Annotated in this window: 11 protein-coding genes, 15 tRNA genes and 2 rRNA genes; 25 read left to right on the top strand and 3 right to left on the bottom strand. The window is 45.1% G+C overall.

Features of this window, described 5'->3' with window-relative positions; all coding sequences use genetic code 11:
* The first annotated feature begins 106 nt into the window (after positions 1–106).
* The 17 genes from ACXAEA_RS18695 (at position 107) to ACXAEA_RS18615 (ending at position 4,864) form a co-directional block, all read left to right on the top strand.
* Positions 107–3,041, top strand: a 23S ribosomal RNA gene (locus tag ACXAEA_RS18695).
* A 148-nt stretch (positions 3,042–3,189) separates the two neighbouring features.
* Positions 3,190–3,305, top strand: a 5S ribosomal RNA gene (gene rrf, locus ACXAEA_RS18690).
* Between the two features lie 67 nt (positions 3,306–3,372).
* Positions 3,373–3,447 (top strand) — tRNA-Asn (locus ACXAEA_RS18685).
* 3 nt (positions 3,448–3,450) lie between these two features.
* Positions 3,451–3,542 (top strand) — tRNA-Ser (locus ACXAEA_RS18680).
* Positions 3,543–3,558: 16 nt separating this feature from the next.
* Positions 3,559–3,630, top strand: a tRNA-Glu gene (locus ACXAEA_RS18675).
* A 20-nt stretch (positions 3,631–3,650) separates the two neighbouring features.
* Positions 3,651–3,726, top strand: a tRNA-Val gene (locus ACXAEA_RS18670).
* A gap of 18 nt (positions 3,727–3,744) precedes the next feature.
* Positions 3,745–3,818: transfer RNA gene (locus ACXAEA_RS18665), tRNA-Met, on the top strand.
* Positions 3,819–3,858: 40 nt separating this feature from the next.
* Positions 3,859–3,934 (top strand) — tRNA-Asp (locus ACXAEA_RS18660).
* 5 nt (positions 3,935–3,939) lie between these two features.
* A tRNA-Phe gene (locus tag ACXAEA_RS18655) sits at positions 3,940–4,015 on the top strand.
* 70 nt (positions 4,016–4,085) lie between these two features.
* A tRNA-Tyr gene (locus tag ACXAEA_RS18650) sits at positions 4,086–4,170 on the top strand.
* Between the two features lie 6 nt (positions 4,171–4,176).
* Positions 4,177–4,250 (top strand) — tRNA-Trp (locus ACXAEA_RS18645).
* A gap of 11 nt (positions 4,251–4,261) precedes the next feature.
* Positions 4,262–4,337: transfer RNA gene (locus ACXAEA_RS18640), tRNA-His, on the top strand.
* Between the two features lie 38 nt (positions 4,338–4,375).
* Positions 4,376–4,450: transfer RNA gene (locus tag ACXAEA_RS18635), tRNA-Gln, on the top strand.
* A gap of 4 nt (positions 4,451–4,454) precedes the next feature.
* Positions 4,455–4,529: transfer RNA gene (locus ACXAEA_RS18630), tRNA-Gly, on the top strand.
* Between the two features lie 8 nt (positions 4,530–4,537).
* Positions 4,538–4,612, top strand: a tRNA-Cys gene (locus tag ACXAEA_RS18625).
* Positions 4,613–4,654: 42 nt separating this feature from the next.
* A tRNA-Leu gene (locus tag ACXAEA_RS18620) sits at positions 4,655–4,739 on the top strand.
* Positions 4,740–4,790: 51 nt separating this feature from the next.
* Positions 4,791–4,864: transfer RNA gene (locus tag ACXAEA_RS18615), tRNA-Gly, on the top strand.
* Positions 4,865–5,022: 158 nt separating this feature from the next.
* Here ACXAEA_RS18615 and ACXAEA_RS18610 read toward each other — a convergent pair.
* Positions 5,023–5,691 carry a B3/B4 domain-containing protein gene (locus ACXAEA_RS18610; protein ID WP_475097350.1) on the bottom strand — a complete coding sequence of 223 codons (669 nt, stop codon included), beginning with the start codon at positions 5,689–5,691 and terminating at the stop codon, positions 5,023–5,025.
* 103 nt (positions 5,692–5,794) lie between these two features.
* Here ACXAEA_RS18610 and queG point away from each other — a divergent pair, with 103 nt between their 5' ends.
* The 7 genes from queG to yhbH all read left to right on the top strand — a co-directional run bounded on the left by queG (position 5,795) and on the right by yhbH (position 13,503).
* The gene (gene queG, locus ACXAEA_RS18605; protein WP_475097349.1) at positions 5,795–6,952 is read left to right on the top strand and encodes a tRNA epoxyqueuosine(34) reductase QueG; all 1,158 of its coding nucleotides are present in this window, start codon (positions 5,795–5,797) and stop codon (positions 6,950–6,952) included.
* A gap of 88 nt (positions 6,953–7,040) precedes the next feature.
* The gene (locus ACXAEA_RS18600; protein WP_475097348.1) at positions 7,041–7,928 is read left to right on the top strand and encodes an amidase domain-containing protein; all 888 of its coding nucleotides are present in this window, start codon (positions 7,041–7,043) and stop codon (positions 7,926–7,928) included.
* A gap of 123 nt (positions 7,929–8,051) precedes the next feature.
* Positions 8,052–8,531 carry a tRNA (uridine(34)/cytosine(34)/5-carboxymethylaminomethyluridine(34)-2'-O)-methyltransferase TrmL gene (trmL, locus tag ACXAEA_RS18595; protein ID WP_475097347.1) on the top strand — a complete coding sequence of 160 codons (480 nt, stop codon included), beginning with the start codon at positions 8,052–8,054 and terminating at the stop codon, positions 8,529–8,531.
* A gap of 61 nt (positions 8,532–8,592) precedes the next feature.
* On the top strand, positions 8,593–9,342 hold the full coding sequence (nfsA, locus tag ACXAEA_RS18590) for an oxygen-insensitive NADPH nitroreductase (protein ID WP_475097346.1): 750 nt from the start codon (positions 8,593–8,595) through the stop codon (positions 9,340–9,342).
* A gap of 323 nt (positions 9,343–9,665) precedes the next feature.
* A complete protein-coding gene (locus tag ACXAEA_RS18585; protein ID WP_475097345.1) occupies positions 9,666–11,561 on the top strand; it encodes a PrkA family serine protein kinase in 1,896 nt (631 codons plus the stop codon).
* Positions 11,562–11,836: 275 nt separating this feature from the next.
* Complete coding sequence (locus tag ACXAEA_RS18580; RefSeq protein WP_475097344.1) at positions 11,837–12,019, top strand: hypothetical protein; 183 nt, start codon at positions 11,837–11,839, stop codon at positions 12,017–12,019.
* A gap of 317 nt (positions 12,020–12,336) precedes the next feature.
* Positions 12,337–13,503 carry a sporulation protein YhbH gene (gene yhbH, locus ACXAEA_RS18575; RefSeq protein ID WP_475097343.1) on the top strand — a complete coding sequence of 389 codons (1,167 nt, stop codon included), beginning with the start codon at positions 12,337–12,339 and terminating at the stop codon, positions 13,501–13,503.
* Positions 13,504–13,611: 108 nt separating this feature from the next.
* Here yhbH and ACXAEA_RS18570 read toward each other — a convergent pair whose 3' ends face one another.
* Both ACXAEA_RS18570 and ACXAEA_RS18565 read right to left on the bottom strand, forming a co-directional pair.
* Positions 13,612–14,814 carry an NAD(P)/FAD-dependent oxidoreductase gene (locus ACXAEA_RS18570; protein ID WP_475097342.1) on the bottom strand — a complete coding sequence of 401 codons (1,203 nt, stop codon included), beginning with the start codon at positions 14,812–14,814 and terminating at the stop codon, positions 13,612–13,614.
* A 124-nt stretch (positions 14,815–14,938) separates the two neighbouring features.
* Positions 14,939–15,739: a C39 family peptidase gene (locus ACXAEA_RS18565; RefSeq protein WP_475097341.1), complete on the bottom strand. Its 801-nt coding sequence runs from the start codon at positions 15,737–15,739 to the stop codon at positions 14,939–14,941.
* A 574-nt stretch (positions 15,740–16,313) separates the two neighbouring features.
* Between ACXAEA_RS18565 and ACXAEA_RS18560 the strand changes: the two genes are divergently transcribed.
* Complete coding sequence (locus ACXAEA_RS18560; RefSeq protein ID WP_475097340.1) at positions 16,314–17,831, top strand: glycine betaine uptake BCCT transporter; 1,518 nt, start codon at positions 16,314–16,316, stop codon at positions 17,829–17,831.
* Positions 17,832–17,952: the final 121 nt, after the last annotated feature.

Raw genomic sequence — 17,952 nt, 5'->3', positions numbered from 1 at the left:
TTTTGTTCCTTGAAAACTAGATAATCGTAAGTAAGAAGAACCAAGAAAAAACCGAGTGATCGCCATTTTAGTTTTCTCTCTATTCAATTAGAGAAATGACCTTTCAGGTTAAGTTAGAAAGGGCGCACGGTGGATGCCTTGGCACTAGGAGCCGATGAAGGACGGGACTAACACCGATATGCTTCGGGGAGCTGTAAGTAAGCTTTGATCCGGAGATTTCCGAATGGGGAAACCCACTGTTCGTAATGGAACAGTATCTTTACCTGAATACATAGGGTATTGAAGGCAGACCCGGGGAACTGAAACATCTAAGTACCCGGAGGAAGAGAAAGCAAACGCGATTCCCTGAGTAGCGGCGAGCGAAACGGGACATAGCCCAAACCAAGAGGCTTGCCTCTTGGGGTTGTAGGACACTCTACATGGAGTTACAAAGGAACGGGGTAGATGAAGTGGTCTGGAAAGGCCCGTCAGAGAAGGTAAAAACCCTGTAGTTGAAACTTCGTTCCCTCCTGAGTGGATCCTGAGTACGGCGGGACACGAGAAATCCCGTCGGAAGCTGGGAGGACCATCTCCCAAGGCTAAATACTCCCTAGTGACCGATAGTGAACCAGTACCGTGAGGGAAAGGTGAAAAGCACCCCGGAAGGGGAGTGAAAGAGATCCTGAAACCGTGTGCCTACAAGTAGTCAGAGCCCGTTCATGGGTGATGGCGTGCCTTTTGTAGAATGAACCGGCGAGTTACGATTACATGCAAGGTTAAGTTGAAGAGACGGAGCCGCAGCGAAAGCGAGTCTGAATAGGGCGAATGAGTATGTGGTCGTAGACCCGAAACCAGGTGATCTACCCATGTCCAGGGTGAAGGTTGGGTAACACCAACTGGAGGCCCGAACCCACGCACGTTGAAAAGTGCGGGGATGAGGTGTGGGTAGCGGAGAAATTCCAATCGAACTTGGAGATAGCTGGTTCTCTCCGAAATAGCTTTAGGGCTAGCCTCACGTTGTAAGAGTCTTGGAGGTAGAGCACTGTTTGGACTAGGGGCCCTCATCGGGTTACCGAATTCAGACAAACTCCGAATGCCAAAGACTTATCCGTGGGAGTCAGACTGCGAGTGATAAGATCCGTAGTCAAAAGGGAAACAGCCCAGACCACCAGCTAAGGTCCCAAAGTATACGTTAAGTGGAAAAGGATGTGGAGTTGCTTAGACAACCAGGATGTTGGCTTAGAAGCAGCCACCATTTAAAGAGTGCGTAATAGCTCACTGGTCGAGTGACTCTGCGCCGAAAATGTACCGGGGCTAAACGTATCACCGAAGCTGTGGATTGACATCTTAGATGTCAGTGGTAGGAGAGCGTTCTAAGGGCGTTGAAGCTAGACCGTAAGGACTGGTGGAGCGCTTAGAAGTGAGAATGCCGGTATGAGTAGCGAAAGATGGGTGAGAATCCCATCCACCGAATGCCTAAGGTTTCCTGAGGAAGGCTCGTCCTCTCAGGGTTAGTCGGGACCTAAGCCGAGGCCGAAAGGCGTAGGCGATGGACAACAGGTTGATATTCCTGTACCACCTCTTTATCGTTTGAGCGACGGGGGGACGCAGGAGGATAGGGTAAGCGCGCTGTTGGATATGCGCGTCTAAGCAGTTAGGCTGCAAGTGAGGCAAATCCCGCTTGCGTGAAGGCTGAGCTGTGACAGCGAGGGAAATTTAGTACCGAAGTTCCTGATTCCACACTGCCAAGAAAAGCCTCTAGCGAGATAAATGGTGCCCGTACCGCAAACCGACACAGGTAGGCGAGGAGAGAATCCTAAGGTGAGCGAGAGAACTCTCGTTAAGGAACTCGGCAAAATGACCCCGTAACTTCGGGAGAAGGGGTGCTCATTTGGGTGAATAGCCCGGATGAGCCGCAGTGAATAGGCCCAGGCGACTGTTTAGCAAAAACACAGGTCTCTGCGAAGCCGCAAGGCGAAGTATAGGGGCTGACGCCTGCCCGGTGCTGGAAGGTTAAGAGGAGGGGTTAGCACACGCGAAGCTCTGAATCGAAGCCCCAGTAAACGGCGGCCGTAACTATAACGGTCCTAAGGTAGCGAAATTCCTTGTCGGGTAAGTTCCGACCCGCACGAAAGGCGTAACGATCTGGGCACTGTCTCAACGAGAGACTCGGTGAAATTATAGTACCTGTGAAGATGCAGGTTACCCGCGACAGGACGGAAAGACCCCGTGGAGCTTTACTGTAGCCTGATATTGAATTTTGGTACAGCTTGTACAGGATAGGTAGGAGCCTGAGAAACCGGAGCGCCAGCTTCGGTGGAGGCGTCGGTGGGATACTACCCTGGCTGTATTGAAATTCTAACCCGCGCCCCTGATCGGGGCGGGAGACAGTGTCAGGTGGGCAGTTTGACTGGGGCGGTCGCCTCCTAAAGAGTAACGGAGGCGCCCAAAGGTTCCCTCAGAATGGTTGGAAATCATTCGCAGAGTGTAAAGGCACAAGGGAGCTTGACTGCGAGACCTACAAGTCGAGCAGGGACGAAAGTCGGGCTTAGTGATCCGGTGGTTCCGCATGGAAGGGCCATCGCTCAACGGATAAAAGCTACCCCGGGGATAACAGGCTTATCTCCCCCAAGAGTCCACATCGACGGGGAGGTTTGGCACCTCGATGTCGGCTCATCGCATCCTGGGGCTGTAGTCGGTCCCAAGGGTTGGGCTGTTCGCCCATTAAAGCGGTACGCGAGCTGGGTTCAGAACGTCGTGAGACAGTTCGGTCCCTATCCGTCGTGGGCGCAGGAAATTTGAGAGGAGCTGTCCTTAGTACGAGAGGACCGGGATGGACGCACCGCTGGTGTACCAGTTGTCTTGCCAAAGGCATCGCTGGGTAGCTATGTGCGGACGGGATAAGTGCTGAAAGCATCTAAGCATGAAGCCCCCCTCAAGATGAGATTTCCCATAGCGCAAGCTAGTAAGAACCCTGAAAGATGATCAGGTTGATAGGTCAGAGGTGGAAGCGCGGTGACGTGTGGAGCTGACTGATACTAATCGTTCGAGGACTTAACCAAATAGATCATTCGTTCTTCTTGAATTCTTCTTACACATTATCTAGTTTTGAGGGAATAAAGTTTTTTGCGAAAGCAAAATAACTTTCAAAAATTTCTCTTGCAAAATGCATAAAAAGCAGTATAATAGATATTGTCTTGAAAAAAAATGTCTGGTGGCGATGGCGAGAAGGTCACACCCGTTCCCATACCGAACACGGAAGTTAAGCTTCTCAGCGCCGATGGTAGTTGGGGGTTTCCCCCTGTGAGAGTAGGACGCCGCCGGGCAGGATGCATTTTCCATCCAGTTTCTCAGATACGGATCGTGAATCCAAGTCGCAGAAATATTGATTATTCCGCAGTAGCTCAGTGGTAGAGCACTCGGCTGTTAACCGAGCGGTCGTAGGTTCGAATCCTACCTGCGGAGCCATTTGGAGAGCTGTCCGAGAGGTCGAAGGAGCACGATTGGAAATCGTGTAGACGGTTACCGCTGTCTCAAGGGTTCGAATCCCTTGCTCTCCGCCATATAAACTTTATACATGGCCCCTTGGTCAAGCGGTTAAGACACCGCCCTTTCACGGCGGTAACACGGGTTCGAATCCCGTAGGGGTCACTTGATTTTTTCACAACAATGGAGGATTAGCTCAGCTGGGAGAGCATCTGCCTTACAAGCAGAGGGTCGGCGGTTCGATCCCGTCATCCTCCACCATAAAAACTTTATTACCGTCGCGGGGTGGAGCAGCCCGGTAGCTCGTCGGGCTCATAACCCGAAGGTCGCAGGTTCAAATCCTGCCCCCGCAATCAATGAGTTATTTTCAAGTAATATACTTGAAAATACTTTGGTCCCGTGGTGTAGCGGTTAACATGCCTGCCTGTCACGCAGGAGATCGCCGGTTCGATCCCGGTCGGGACCGCCATTTGTGGCTCAGTAGCTCAGTCGGTAGAGCAAAGGACTGAAAATCCTTGTGTCGGCGGTTCGATTCCGTCCTGAGCCACCATATATGCAAATCTGATGTACCAGGAAACATGATGAAATGGCTTTTTTAAAACTTGAAATCATGTTATAATGGAGGGGTAGCGAAGTGGCTAAACGCGGCGGACTGTAAATCCGCTCCCTCAGGGTTCGGCGGTTCGAATCCGTCCCCCTCCACCATTTTACAGGGGTATAGTTTAAAGGTAGAACGAAGGTCTCCAAAACCTTTGGTGTGGGTTCGATTCCTGCTACCCCTGCCAATTTTATAATGGCGATTGTGGCGAAGTGGTTAACGCACCTGATTGTGGTTCAGGCATTCGTGGGTTCGATTCCCATCAGTCGCCCCATTATAATCACAAAATTAATATTGTTGCATACAATATATTGGGCTATAGCCAAGCGGTAAGGCAACGGACTTTGACTCCGTCATGCGTTGGTTCGAATCCAGCTAGCCCAGCCATTTTGCGGAAGTAGTTCAGTGGTAGAATACAACCTTGCCAAGGTTGGGGTCGCGGGTTCGAATCCCGTCTTCCGCTCCAAAATGTTCGGCGGCATAGCCAAGTGGTAAGGCAAAGGTCTGCAAAACCTTTATTCACCGGTTCAAATCCGGTTGCCGCCTCCACTAGATTTCTAGTGTGAGCAGTAAGAAAGATCAATTTAATATGCCGGTGTGGCGGAATTGGCAGACGCGCACGACTCAAAATCGTGTTCCTTCTGGAGTGTCGGTTCGACCCCGACCACCGGTACCACTTTTAATATAAACAGGATAACCTGTTTTCTTTATTTTCAAAGATATGTATGCGGGTGTAGTTTACTGGTAAAACCTCAGCCTTCCAAGCTGATGTAGTGGGTTCGATTCCCATCACCCGCTCCATACATACGTGACTAACGCAGCATTTCGTTTCTCTAAAACGAAGTGTTGCGTTTTTTCTTTTTACGAATTCAATTGTAAGTATGTAATTGAACTAAAAAGTTATATAAAAGATTGATTGTTAATGGGTTCTGATTGTCGTTGAACAGAAAAAGGATGCATCAGCATCCCACAATTTTATACGTGCCTGTTCCACCATGGATTTGGGTGAACATGTTCATCAGTGATTCCGTCATTTTTTTCTTGTCTTCGTGAGTAGAAGATGGTCTTAAGTAAACGATTTGAAGTGCGTTTGTCGTACTTTCTGTAACCGAGGTTCTTGCCGAATCGACGAAAGGGCTGCCGAAGGGGCCTTCGTCATCAGCAGAGACGATCAAGTTGCCTAAGTTATTTGTCCTTCCGTTCAGTCCAGCGTATTCTTCGCTTTCATCTCCAATTTTGATTGTTACATTCCCATGCAATTTATCACTGTCATAGACTCCTATTGGTGTCTGGTATTCTAGTGAGAAGAAATTATTTAAGTCGATTGCGCTATGTATCGGCTGCAGATAGTTTTGCTTTGTTACCCGCCGGTAAAGAGCTTCGGCTGAGTGTCTGTATCGATTGGGATCCTTTCCGGTAGTTTTGAATATGGCGCGCCATTCCTTGATGCCTTGGAGGTCGGTTATACTCTTTTCCAAAAGGTCAAAGTAAATTGATTCCTGGAAAAGCTGTAGCCTGCCTTTCAACATTTGCGGAGAAGCGCCTACCTGGATATCGTTGTATTCGATGATTCCTACTGAAAAATCGGGAATGAGATCGCATATTGAGCTTGTAACTTGAATTTCCATTGATTCCACCTCCAAAACTGCTTTAAAATAGTTTATCATAAAAGTAATTTACTTTTAAATGTCAGGATTTATATAGATATCAAATTGGAAAGGAGGAACTACCATGGATACCTTAAGCTTGAAACGGGATATCATTGCTTACAGCAAAACGATTGGGATTGATAAAATTGGCTTTGCTGCCCCGTCTGCTTTTGAGGAAATGAAAATCCGATTATACAGACAGCAGGAACTTCAATATCAATCCGGGTTTGAGGAAAAAGACATTGAAAAGAGAACGGAGCCTGCCCTGATTTTTGAAAGTCCTAAGTCAATTATCTCTATAGCCTTGGCTTACCCTTCAAAGATGAGAACAACAGTGGTCAGCAAAAAGGGGGAAAGAAGAGGGATCTTCTGCCGTGCATCATGGGGAACTGATTATCACACTGTGCTTCGAGACCGGCTGCAAAAGCTCGAGGCGTATATAGCTGAAAAGGTTCCTGATGCCAGGTTCAAGTCAATGGTCGATACCGGGGAACTGGTTGACAGGGCTGTTGCTGAACGGGCTGGCATTGGCTGGAGCGGAAAGAATTGTTCAATCATCACACCTGAATTTGGATCCTATGTGTATTTAGGGGAAATGATTACGAATATCCCATTTGAACCTGATGCTCCTATGGAAGATCGCTGCGGCAGCTGCAATAAATGTGTGGATGTCTGCCCTACGGGTGCTTTGGTGCAGGGCGGGCAGCTTGATGCGCAGAGGTGTATTGCCTTCGTTACGCAAACAAAGGGCTTTCTTGCCGATGAGTTCAGGGAAAAGCTGGGCAACCGCTTATATGGATGTGATACATGCCAGACCGTTTGTCCTGAGAATAAAGGGAAAGATTTTCACTTCCATACGGAAATGGAACCGGATCCTGAGATTGCAAAACCTCTTTTGAAGCCTTTGCTGACAATGAGCAATCGTGACTTTAAGGAAAAGTTCGGTCATGTTTCCGGGTCTTGGAGAGGGAAGAAACCAATCCAGCGCAATGCGATTATTGCTCTTGCTCATTATAAGGATGAATCAGCCATTCCGGATCTTATTACCGTTTTAAAAGAAGACCCAAGGCCAGTGCTTAGAGGGACAGCAGCATGGGCCCTGGGGAAAATCGGCGGTACAGATGCATATGACGCATTGAATTTTTCAGCAGAGGTCGAAAAAGATGAGGAAGTGCTGGTTGAAATCGGCAAGGGACTGGAATTCTTCGCAGATGGGGCTAAGGCGAATACACCGTTGTAGAAGAATGGATTTTATTGAATCCATTCTTTTTTTATGCCTTAAACGTTGACTCCCTTCATACATATGAATGGTGAAGGGAGTGATGAACATGCGTGAGCAACTGCAGGAGCTTCTGGAACAGCGTGTCCTTCAATGTGTTTCCATGCCCCGCAATCAATTGCATGAATGTCCGGCAATAGAGCAGAAGAAGCAAAGCTGTGCGAAGAGGTCAGCTGAAATAGTAAAGGCAAGGGCAAAGGGCAAGGTTGATCGAATGGTGGAAAATCAAGAAAATACCTCGATTATGTATTCGGTCCATTTTCAATATTTAATCAGGCAACGAGATATATTTTACATGGAAGAAGAAGTTGAAAAAAGGCATGCGGAATTCTATAAAGGAATACTGGTGAACGATAGTAAACTGAATGAAGTGGAGCCTGCAAGAGCAGGAGCTGAGGCTGTCCCAGCTATTTCAGACCAAGAGGAGCATGGGAGGAAGGGGTTCCGGTACGACAGGCTGAAGGCTGTCCAATATGCTGAGAGATGGTGGAATGAATTCAATCCCGCTTATAAGAAGTTCGAGGTCGATTGCACAAATTATATTTCGCAATGTCTTCATGTCGGCGGGGCACCTATGCGGGGCTACCCGAACCGCAGCAATGGCTGGTGGATGCAGAATGATAATTGGAGTTTCAGCTGGACCGTGGCCAATGCGATGCGCTGGTATCTCCCTGCTCAAAAGCTGGGTTTGAGGGCAAGAGAGGTAGACAGTGCTGAGAAGCTCAAGCTAGGGGATGTCATCTGCTATGATTTTCAGGGGGATGGCCGATTTGACCATACAACGATTGTCACTGGCCATGATGCGAATGGAATGCCGCTTGTTAACGCGCACACTTACAATAGCCGGATGAGATACTGGGCATATGAGGATTCAACAGCCTATACCCCCAATATTAAATACAAGTTTTTTACGATTACTGATGACCAGGATGAGTAACCGACGGATTGGGATGGTCCTGTTTTTTTACTTGCAGCGTCAAACTCGGACTGCATTTCTTTTGTCGTCCTGCCGTGAAGTGGTATAATAGCTGTTAGAGTTTTTAACAGAGGTGAAAGTTTCATGGCATTTCATGTTGTATTATACCAGCCGCTGATTCCTGCAAACACAGGCAATATTGCGCGCACATGTGCCGGTACGGATACGGAGCTACATTTAATAAGGCCGTTGGGGTTCTCCACCGACGATAAGATGCTGAAGCGTGCGGGTTTGGATTATTGGGAGCATGTGAAGATTCATTATTATGATTCGCTCGAAGATTTCTATAACCAAAACTCTGGCGGGGAATTTTTCTATGTAACCAAATTTGGCAAAAAGGCTCACTCGGATTTTGATTACAGTGCTTCTGAAAAAGAGTTCTTCTTTATTTTTGGCCGGGAAACAACGGGATTGCCAAAAGAAGTGATTGAAGAAAATCTTGATCGATGCCTGAGGCTGCCGATGAATGAGAATATTCGTTCATTGAACTTATCAAATACAGCGGCCATTTTGATCTATGAAGCACTTCGCCAGCAGGATTACAGAGAATTACGGAAAAATTAGGGGACCTTATCCAGGTCTCCTTTTTAACATTATTTAAGAATCACAAAGGAGTTGGCACAAAATGAACCAGGTTATAGAAACAATTTTACAGCATCGTTCTATAAGGCGATTTAAAGATAAGCTTCTCGATCGAACACAGATTGAGACAATCGTAAAAAGTGCCCAGGCTGCATCCACTTCAAGCTTCATTCAGGCTTATTCCATTATTGGAGTAACGGACCAGGAGAAAAAGGACAAGCTTGCTGAATTGGCTGGCGACCAGGCTTATGTGGCGGCAAATGGACATTTCTTTGTGTTCTGTGCTGACCTTCATCGCCATAAAATCATTGGCGAGATGGAACATGCTGATTTGCTGGATTCGATTGAAAGCACGGAGAAGTATATGGTTGCGCTCATTGATGCTTCACTGGCTGCCCAGAATGCTGCAATCGCTGCCGAATCGATGGGGCTGGGGATATGCTATATTGGCGGAATCCGCAACGATCTTGAAGCAGTAAAAGAATTATTGAAATTACCTGAATATGTTGTGCCGTTATTTGGGCTTGCAGCAGGTTATCCCGATCAGGAAACGGATCTGAAGCCAAGGCTGCCTCTAGAGCACGTTTATATGGAAAATGAGTATCTGCAGGATCGGAATAAGTTCGAATCACAGCTCCAGGACTATAATCAAACTATCTCGGAGTATTACCAGGAAAGAACTGACGGGAAACGCAAGGATACATGGACCGGACAAATGGCAAAAATGCTCGGGCGGAAATCGCGGATGTATATGAAAGAGTTTGTGGAAAAGCAAAATTTGAATAAAAAGTAAAAAAGCTGCCTAATGGCAGCTTTTTTACTTTTTATTGATTCCCGGCTTATCATCGTAACCAGAAGTAAAGATCGCGGCTAGGAATGCAGCGGTAACGCCTAATATTAGAAGCAGTCGCATGTATATAAGCCTCCCTTTAATCGATTTTGTCCAGATAAACTTAATTATAGCTTATTATATCCAAACTGTGAAGGATGAGCTGATTTTTTCATGCCACCAGCAAAAAGGACAGCCATGACTGTAGAACGTTTACGCATGTTCAAATTGTTTGCTGCATAGAATTTATTAATCGTCTCTTGATAACGCTACATGGGGAGGTCCATATGGATATTTTAAAAAAGATTGAAATGTATCGCCAGGATGAAGAGAAGCTGAAGTGGGAAGGGACGTTCAGGGAGTATCTGGAAATTGTCAAAGAACAGCCTTGGGTTGCTCAATCTGCACATTCGCGTGTGTATAATATGATCAAAGATGCGGGGATTGAAAATGTAAAAGGCAAGAAGCGCTATTCCTTCTTTAATTCCCAGTTATTCGGCCTTGAAGAACCATTGGAAAGGCTTGTCGAGGAATATTTCCATCCGGCAGCAAAAAGATTGGATGTCAGGAAGAGGATCCTTCTTCTGATGGGACCGGTAAGCGGCGGTAAGTCGACACTGGTAACAATGCTGAAAAGAGGCCTTGAGGCATATTCCCATACAGACAGGGGAGCGATCTTCGCGATTAAAGGGTGCCCGATGCATGAAGACCCGCTTCATATGATTCCCCACCATCTGCGCAAGGATTTCTATGATGAATATGGCATCCGCATTGAAGGCAATTTATCTCCGCTGAATATGATGCGGCTTGAACAGGAATATGGAGGCAGAATCGAAGATGTGATCGTTGAACGGATTTTCTTCTCCGAGGATAAGAGAACCGGAATTGGAACATTCAGCCCGTCTGATCCAAAATCACAGGATATCGCAGACCTGACAGGAAGTATTGACTTCTCGACCATCGCCGAATATGGTTCTGAATCTGATCCGCGGGCATACCGTTTTGATGGGGAATTGAATAAAGCGAACCGTGGGATGATGGAGTTCCAGGAAATGCTGAAGTGTGATGAAAAATTCCTCTGGCATTTGCTTAGCTTGACGCAGGAAGGAAACTTCAAAGCGGGAAGGTTTGCATTGATCAGTGCCGATGAACTGATTGTCGCCCATACGAATGAAACGGAATACCGTTCATTCATCTCCAATAAAAAGAATGAAGCTTTGCATTCACGAATTATCGTAATGCCGATTCCTTATAACTTAAAGGTGTCCGAGGAAGAGAAAATCTATGACAAGATGATCAGGGAGAGCGACGTGAATGATGTGCATATTGCGCCTCATACATTGAGGGTAGCAGCGATGTTCACGATCCTTACACGCCTTAAAGATCCGAAGAAAGGCGATATTGACCTGATCAAGAAAATGAGGCTGTATGACGGCGAGAATGTGGAAGGATATAATAGCGCTGATGTTGAGGAGTTGAAGAAGGAACATCAGGATGAAGGCATGAGCGGCATTGATCCTCGTTATGTCATCAACCGGATTTCCTCTACAATCATCAGGAAGGAAGTTAAAACGATCAATGCCCTTGATGTCCTGAGGTCGCTCAAGGAAGGACTTGACCAGCATCCATCCATCACTGCTGAGACGAGGGAGCGCTACCTGAACTATATTTCACTTGCCCGCAAAGAATATGATGACATTGCGAAAAAAGAAGTTCAGAAGGCATTTGTTTATTCTTACGAAGAGTCGGCTAAAACACTTATGGATAATTATCTTGATAACGTCGAAGCATACTGCAACAAGGCGAAGATGCGTGATCAGCTAACTGGTGAGGAAATCAACCCAGATGAAAAGCTGATGCGATCAATCGAGGAGCAGATCGGCATTTCCGAAAATGCGAAAAAAGCCTTCCGCGAAGAGATATTAATCAGGATCTCCGCTTATGCACGCAAAGGAAAGAGATTTGATTACAATTCACACGACCGCCTGCGGGAAGCCATACAGAAAAAGCTGTTTGCAGACCTTAAGGATGTCGTCAAAATCACGACCTCTACAAAGACACCAGATGAATTGCAGTTGAAGAAAATTAACAATGTAGTCGCCAGGCTGATTGACGAGCACGGATACAACTCCACCTCCGCAAATGAATTGCTGCGCTATGTTGGAAGCTTGTTAAATAGATAGAACCCTAGGGCCTGTACAATTGTGCAGGTCTTTTAAGTTTGGCTGTGTTAGAACAGATTTTTGTTTTTAAGTCCTGTTGATTGGAGTGGAAAGCGCGCAGACTCCTTCGGGATCAGCTGGACAGGTGAGACCCCGCAGGAGCTTGCGACGAGGAGGCTCAGCGCCAGCCCCGAGGAAAGCGAAGCGCCTGGAACGCAAATCAACAGTCTAATATAACACAGCCAATAGTTTAAAAATGTGTGCAGAGGGAATAGTACAGGCAAGAGGTGATAAGAATGAACAATAAAGAATTGCCGAAAAACTATGTCCCTAAAAATAGTTCCATGGCCCACAATGAAGAAGAAATGGAAAACCTAGGTAAGCAAATGGAGAACCGCCGTACTGGCGAAGTGCTGAAAGAAAAGTACGATAAGGTACCCGATCCGGTACAGTTCGATAAAAATAAAGATAAAGAGTAGCCTTTGCTGAAAAGCAAAGGTTATTTTTATGCTAGTAAATACACATTCATAGACACAAGACCACCTTGCAGACCTAATTAAAGCTAAGAAATCTGAGGGTGTAACCGGACAGCTGAATCTATAATGTTTTTGCAGAAAATGGGCTTGTCCAGCGATTAGAGAAAAGGCTAATTGTCAAAATTATTTGTAAATTATTTTGTCTTCCTGCATAAGATAGAGTAATTACAATTCCTTCAGGCTATGGCCATCGGGATATTGTATGAAACGATGTTGTGTTGTGTTACAGCCATTTGACAATTAAAAAGGAGGGGTTGAAAATGACCGATGAAAGTAGTCACCAGTTTGTGATTTCCCAGGAAGATTGGTCCCTCCACCGCAAAGGACATGATGATCAACAGCGCCATCAGGAAAAGGTGCAGGAAGCCATCCGAAACAATCTGCCTGACTTGATCACTGAAGAAAACATTATCATGTCCAACGGCAGGGATGTCGTAAAGATTCCGATAAGGTCACTGGATGAGTACAAAATCCGTTATAACTATGATAAAAACAAACATGTAGGCCAGGGCAACGGGGATACGAAGATTGGCGATGTTGTCGCCCGTGATGGCTCAGGCCAGCAGGGTCCTGGAAAAGGGCAAGGCGCTGGTGACCAGGCCGGAGAAGATTATTATGAAGCAGAAGTATCGATGATGGAAATTGAAGAAGCGTTGTTTAAGCAGCTTGAGCTGCCGAATCTCAAAAAGAAGGAGCAGCAGGAACACCTAGTGGAGAATATAGAATTCAATGACATCAGGAAGACTGGTTTAATGGGCAATATTGATAAGAAACGCACGATGATGTCAGCTTACAAACGTAATGCGATGACAGGAAAGCCGGCATTTCATCCGATTTACAAGGAAGACCTCAAATTCAAGACATGGAATGAAGTCGTAAAGCCTGAGTCCAAGGCCGTTGTTTTGGCAATGATGGATACGAGCGGCTCGATGGGATTATGGGAGAAATACATGGCGAGGAGCTTTTTCTTTTGGATGACCCGTTTCCTTCGATCCAAATACGAAACGGTTGAAATTGAATTCATTGCCCACCATACTGAAGCAAAGGTAGTTTCCGAGGAAGACTTTTTCTCAAAAGGTGAAAGCGGCGGAACTATCTGTTCATCCGCATATCGAAAAGCATTAGAACTTATTGAAGTCAAATATAATCCTAGCAAGTTCAATATTTATCCTTTCCATTTTTCCGATGGTGATAACCTGACCTCCGACAATGCCCGCTGTGTGAAGCTAGTTGAAGAACTGATGAAGGTCTCCAATATGTTTGGATATGGAGAAGTCAATCAGTACAACCGCCACTCGACCCTAATGTCCGCGTATAAGAACATTAAAGATGAAAACTTCCGATACTATATCCTCAAGCAGAAAGCCGACGTATTCCATGCGATGAAGAGCTTTTTCAAGCAAGAAGAAAACAAGATATATGCTTAAAAAGAGCCAGCCTTGGAGGCTGGCTTCTTCATGTTTATTTCTCGAATGGCTGTAAATCTGCCAGAATTAATTGCCAGCTGCAGGGAGGATCTCCGCCACCATACATGATTATCTTTCCAGCTTCACGATATCCGCATCTTTATTTGGTTTCCCAAGAATTAAATCCCGTATAATGATCGAGCCAAGCATGCTGTAAATTGTTCCGTTCCCTCCGTAGCCTAATAAGTAGTATATCCGGTCTTTTGAGGGATGTTTGCCGATAAACGGCAGCAGATCGACGGATTCACCAAAAACTGCACCCCAGGCGTAAGCTACTCTGATATCAAGCATTGGAAATAACTTTTCAACTTCCAGCTTGATCCTAATCGCTCTGTTATTAATCCATTCTTCACTCTGCGGTGTTTCTGGTTTGTCTTCATCAAGGCCGCCAGCAACGATTCTCCCGTCTTGGGTCGTCCTAAGGTATAGATAGGGCCGTTTCGTTTCCCATATCAAAGCCTTGTCTTTCCATACTGACAGATCATCTATTGGTTCTGTTGCCATAGCATAGGACCTGTTGAGGTCAGCCCTGGTTTCTGAAAGAAATGGAGGTTTTTCATAACCGGTTGCATAGAGTATATGATCTGTATGGATCACGCCAAGTGAAGTGTTCACTTCTATCCCATTTTCGTATTCGTCGATTCGATCAGCAATTACATGTTCAAAAATGTCCACACAATCAAGTTCATTCATATATTGAATGAGACTGCGGCTAAATTGAAATGGATTGACTTCAGCATCACCATGGGTAATGATGGCTGCAGGTTTGGAAAAAGGAAAATGTTCCTCAATCTCTTTTCTCGTCCAATATTCCGCTTCAAAACCGTACTTAATTAACGTTTCGAACTCTTTCTTTAATTTGCTGACATCGGCAATTTCACTTGCATAATAAAAACTCTTCCTTCGCAAGAATTCGCAGGATTCAGGAAGGTTCTCTGCAATATCTTCAAGGTGGTCGACAGCTTCCCTGCACATTTCATAAAATCGGACTGCTTTGTCCTTTCCAATCAGTTCAATCAGTTCATGAAGCATGATGTCATTCGAATAGTGCAATAAGCCTGTATTGGCTAATGTACTGCCGCTTCCCATCTTTCCTTTGTCCAGAACAGCTATTTGAAGCCCCTCTTTTGCCAGGGTATAGGCACATAATGAACCAGACATCCCGCCGCCAACAATGACTACATCATAATGGGCTTTAATATTTGCTTTTTTTATATGGATATCATCTTCTTTTGTCGTATGCCAGAATAACTTGCCATTATGTAAATCCACGGGTTATCCTCCATTCATATGCGCTTATTTTTACCCGAGCCAAAGGTCTTGAAACATTGTTGGACAAATAAAGGGAGCACCACCTTGAGTGGTACCCCCTTTCAAATATAAATATACAAATCTATCATTTTGATATTCCAATCGCCTGGCTGCCCATCTGGATCCAAGCCTGTTCGAATGCTTTTCGCGGAACGGCTTTATAACCGGCACCAGCAAGCGGATCGTTCATATAAATTGATTTTTCGTCATAGCCCACAACTACTACACTGTGCTCTCTGTAGGTAATCTTGACGCTGCCGGTATTGGTTTCCCAAATGGTGAATTCAGATTCAGGTAGCGGCGCGTAGGTTGAGTTCGTTATTACCCACACTGGAGAGCCACTATTGATCAATTCATAAACTGCATCAATCGTCTGTCCAGTTACATCCTTGATTTTACCGGGAAGATAGCTCTCAGCAAGGTTTGCAACGGGTCCATGGTAAACACCGTATCCAGATTTTTTAAAAGTATAGATATCTCCAACGAAACCATCATATGGATTGCCGCGGACATAATTTGCGTCACGGAACGGTATTTTATGTATCTGCTTAGCCAGAACCATTTTGTCTGATTCGATTCCTTCAGATTTGAGAAGCATTGCCAGACTGGTGACTTCGCATCCGCGCTCTAATTCAGGAAGCTGGCTGATATGAGGAACACCCTCAATCATTTTATTATCGTCCGGGCTGGTAAATTTCTTAAGAGCTTCCTTATCTTCAATAGGTTTCGTAACTAAATGAGCCTCTGTCCGTGTGATTTTTGGTGCCTCAGCAGCTCGTGCCTCAGCGGTGGGATTTTCAATTGACCGGATTTTTTCTGCGCCTAAAAATGTAACCAAGAAGATGGTTCCAATTGACAATGTTCTAATAAGGATTTTTTTATTCAAAGTATCTTCTCCTAACAATAATCCTGTGCAGTTTAGGAACTGGATAAGGCCCTATCAACTATCAATTTTAAACAAGAATCGACATCGATTCAATAGACTAATAGAATTATAACTGGAATCTGCTGGTAAAAATTCTTATGGTTTGGAAAATAGACATGAGGAGGAATTGCCTGTTGGTCGATATATCGTGAAAAGTGGTTGATATCCTCCGGAAAGTGGTCGATATATCGTGAAATGTGGTCGATATCCTCCCAAATGTGGTCGATATATCGAAGAATTGGTCGATATCCTTCTAGAATGTGGTCGATCTATCCATAAATCCGCTGATTTAGCTTTTTTATTGCGTCTGAAAAGAAGAATCTGCCCGATGTAAAAAATGATCCGAAATATACACTTGAAAACAATAAAATTGCATGAACACAAGAAGAATTGGTCAAAATCCCTGTAAACATTTTTAATGAAGAATTAGGCAATACTAGCTCTGTTACGAGTGCAATCTTTTAAAAAAGCCGATGAATTATGTTAGGGTATTAGAGGGCTAAAAGAAATGAATAAACAAGAAGGGAGTTTTTTTATGAAGAAAGATTCATCCGTTTTTTACATATCGACTGGAATCTTGCTTATGATGGTCCTGTTCGGAGTGTTTGTCCCAAAAACACTTGAAACGGTTACCGCTGATATACAGGCATTTATTACAGATTCCTTTGGCTGGTATTATCTAATCCTTGTATCTGTTATCGTTCTTATTTGTTTGTATTTCTTGATCAGTCCACTTGGAAGGATCAGGCTGGGCAGACAGGATGACCGACCTGAATTCTCTACTCTGACCTGGTATGCGATGCTGTTCAGTGCTGGGATGGGGATCGGCCTCGTTTTCTGGGGTACTGCGGAGCCAATCAGCCACTACATGGTCTCAACCCCGACCGGAGTGGAACCGGGCACAAATCAGGCAATCCGGGACTCAATGAGATTTACATTTTTCCACTGGGGAATCCATGCATGGGCGATTTACGGGATTGTTGCATTGGTTCTGGCCTATTTCAATTTCCGCCATGGAAAGCCAGGATTGATCAGTGCGACGCTTGAACCGATCCTTGGTGACAGGGCAAATGGCACTGCTGGAAAAATCATTGATGTGATTTCAGTTGTCGCAACTGTGATTGGGGTGGCAACAACTTTAGGATTTGGAGCTGTACAAATTAACGGGGGGCTTTCTTACCTGTTTGGAATACCTACAAGTTTCATAACACAATTGCTCATCATTTTGATCGTTACAGTTTTGTTCATGATATCAGCATGGTCAGGTCTGGGAAAAGGAATCAAAATCTTAAGCAATGTAAACATGAGTCTGGCAGCCCTATTGCTATTGGCCATGCTCATTTTGGGCCCAACGCAGTTTATTCTGAACTTATTCACTAACACCATGGGGTCTTATATTCAAAATTTACCGGCAATGAGCCTCAGAATTTCTCCATTGAATGAAGGAATTCGATCTTGGATTAATGGCTGGACGATTTTTTACTGGGCATGGTGGATTGCTTGGGCACCATTTGTAGGGATTTTTATAGCTCGAGTTTCTAAAGGCCGGACGATCAGGGAATTTGTATTTGGAGTACTGCTCGTACCTTCCCTGATTGGTTTCCTATGGTTTTCAGCATTTGGCGGCTCAGCGATTATGCTTGAACACGAAGGAGTAGCCAAGATATCTGAACTGGCTACTGAGGAATCATTGTTTGGCGTATTTGCCAATTATCCGATGAGTTCATTATTATCGATCCTGGCAATGATTCTAGTAGGTACCTTCTTCATCACTTCAGCGGATTCTGGCACGTTTGTCCTGGGGATGATGACGACGAACGGATCATTGACGCCAGGCAATAGAATTAAATTCACCTGGGGGATCATGCTGGCGGCAATCTCATTAGTATTGCTGTACTCTGGCGGACTGCAGGCATTGCAAAATACGATGATTGTAGCCGCATTGCCTTTCTCCATCATTATGGCTTTAATGGCTTACAGCTTAATCAAAGCGTTAAACAAAGAGGCGAAAGAGCTGGGAATCGGAAAAATTCCCAAACGTAAACCTCAATAAATAACAATCTAAGGGCATCTTCCATGAAGGAGGATGCTTTTTCCATGTGATAAAAATCTTTTTTTGTTAAAATTGTTCAATGGTTTATTTTACATATGTAAAGAAATGGTGATTAATGAAC

The sequence above is a fragment of the Mesobacillus sp. ABV4_180 genome (assembly GCF_056158485.1).
Note: the sequence above shows the minus strand (reverse complement) of the source record. Positions and strands in the feature narration are given on the sequence as shown.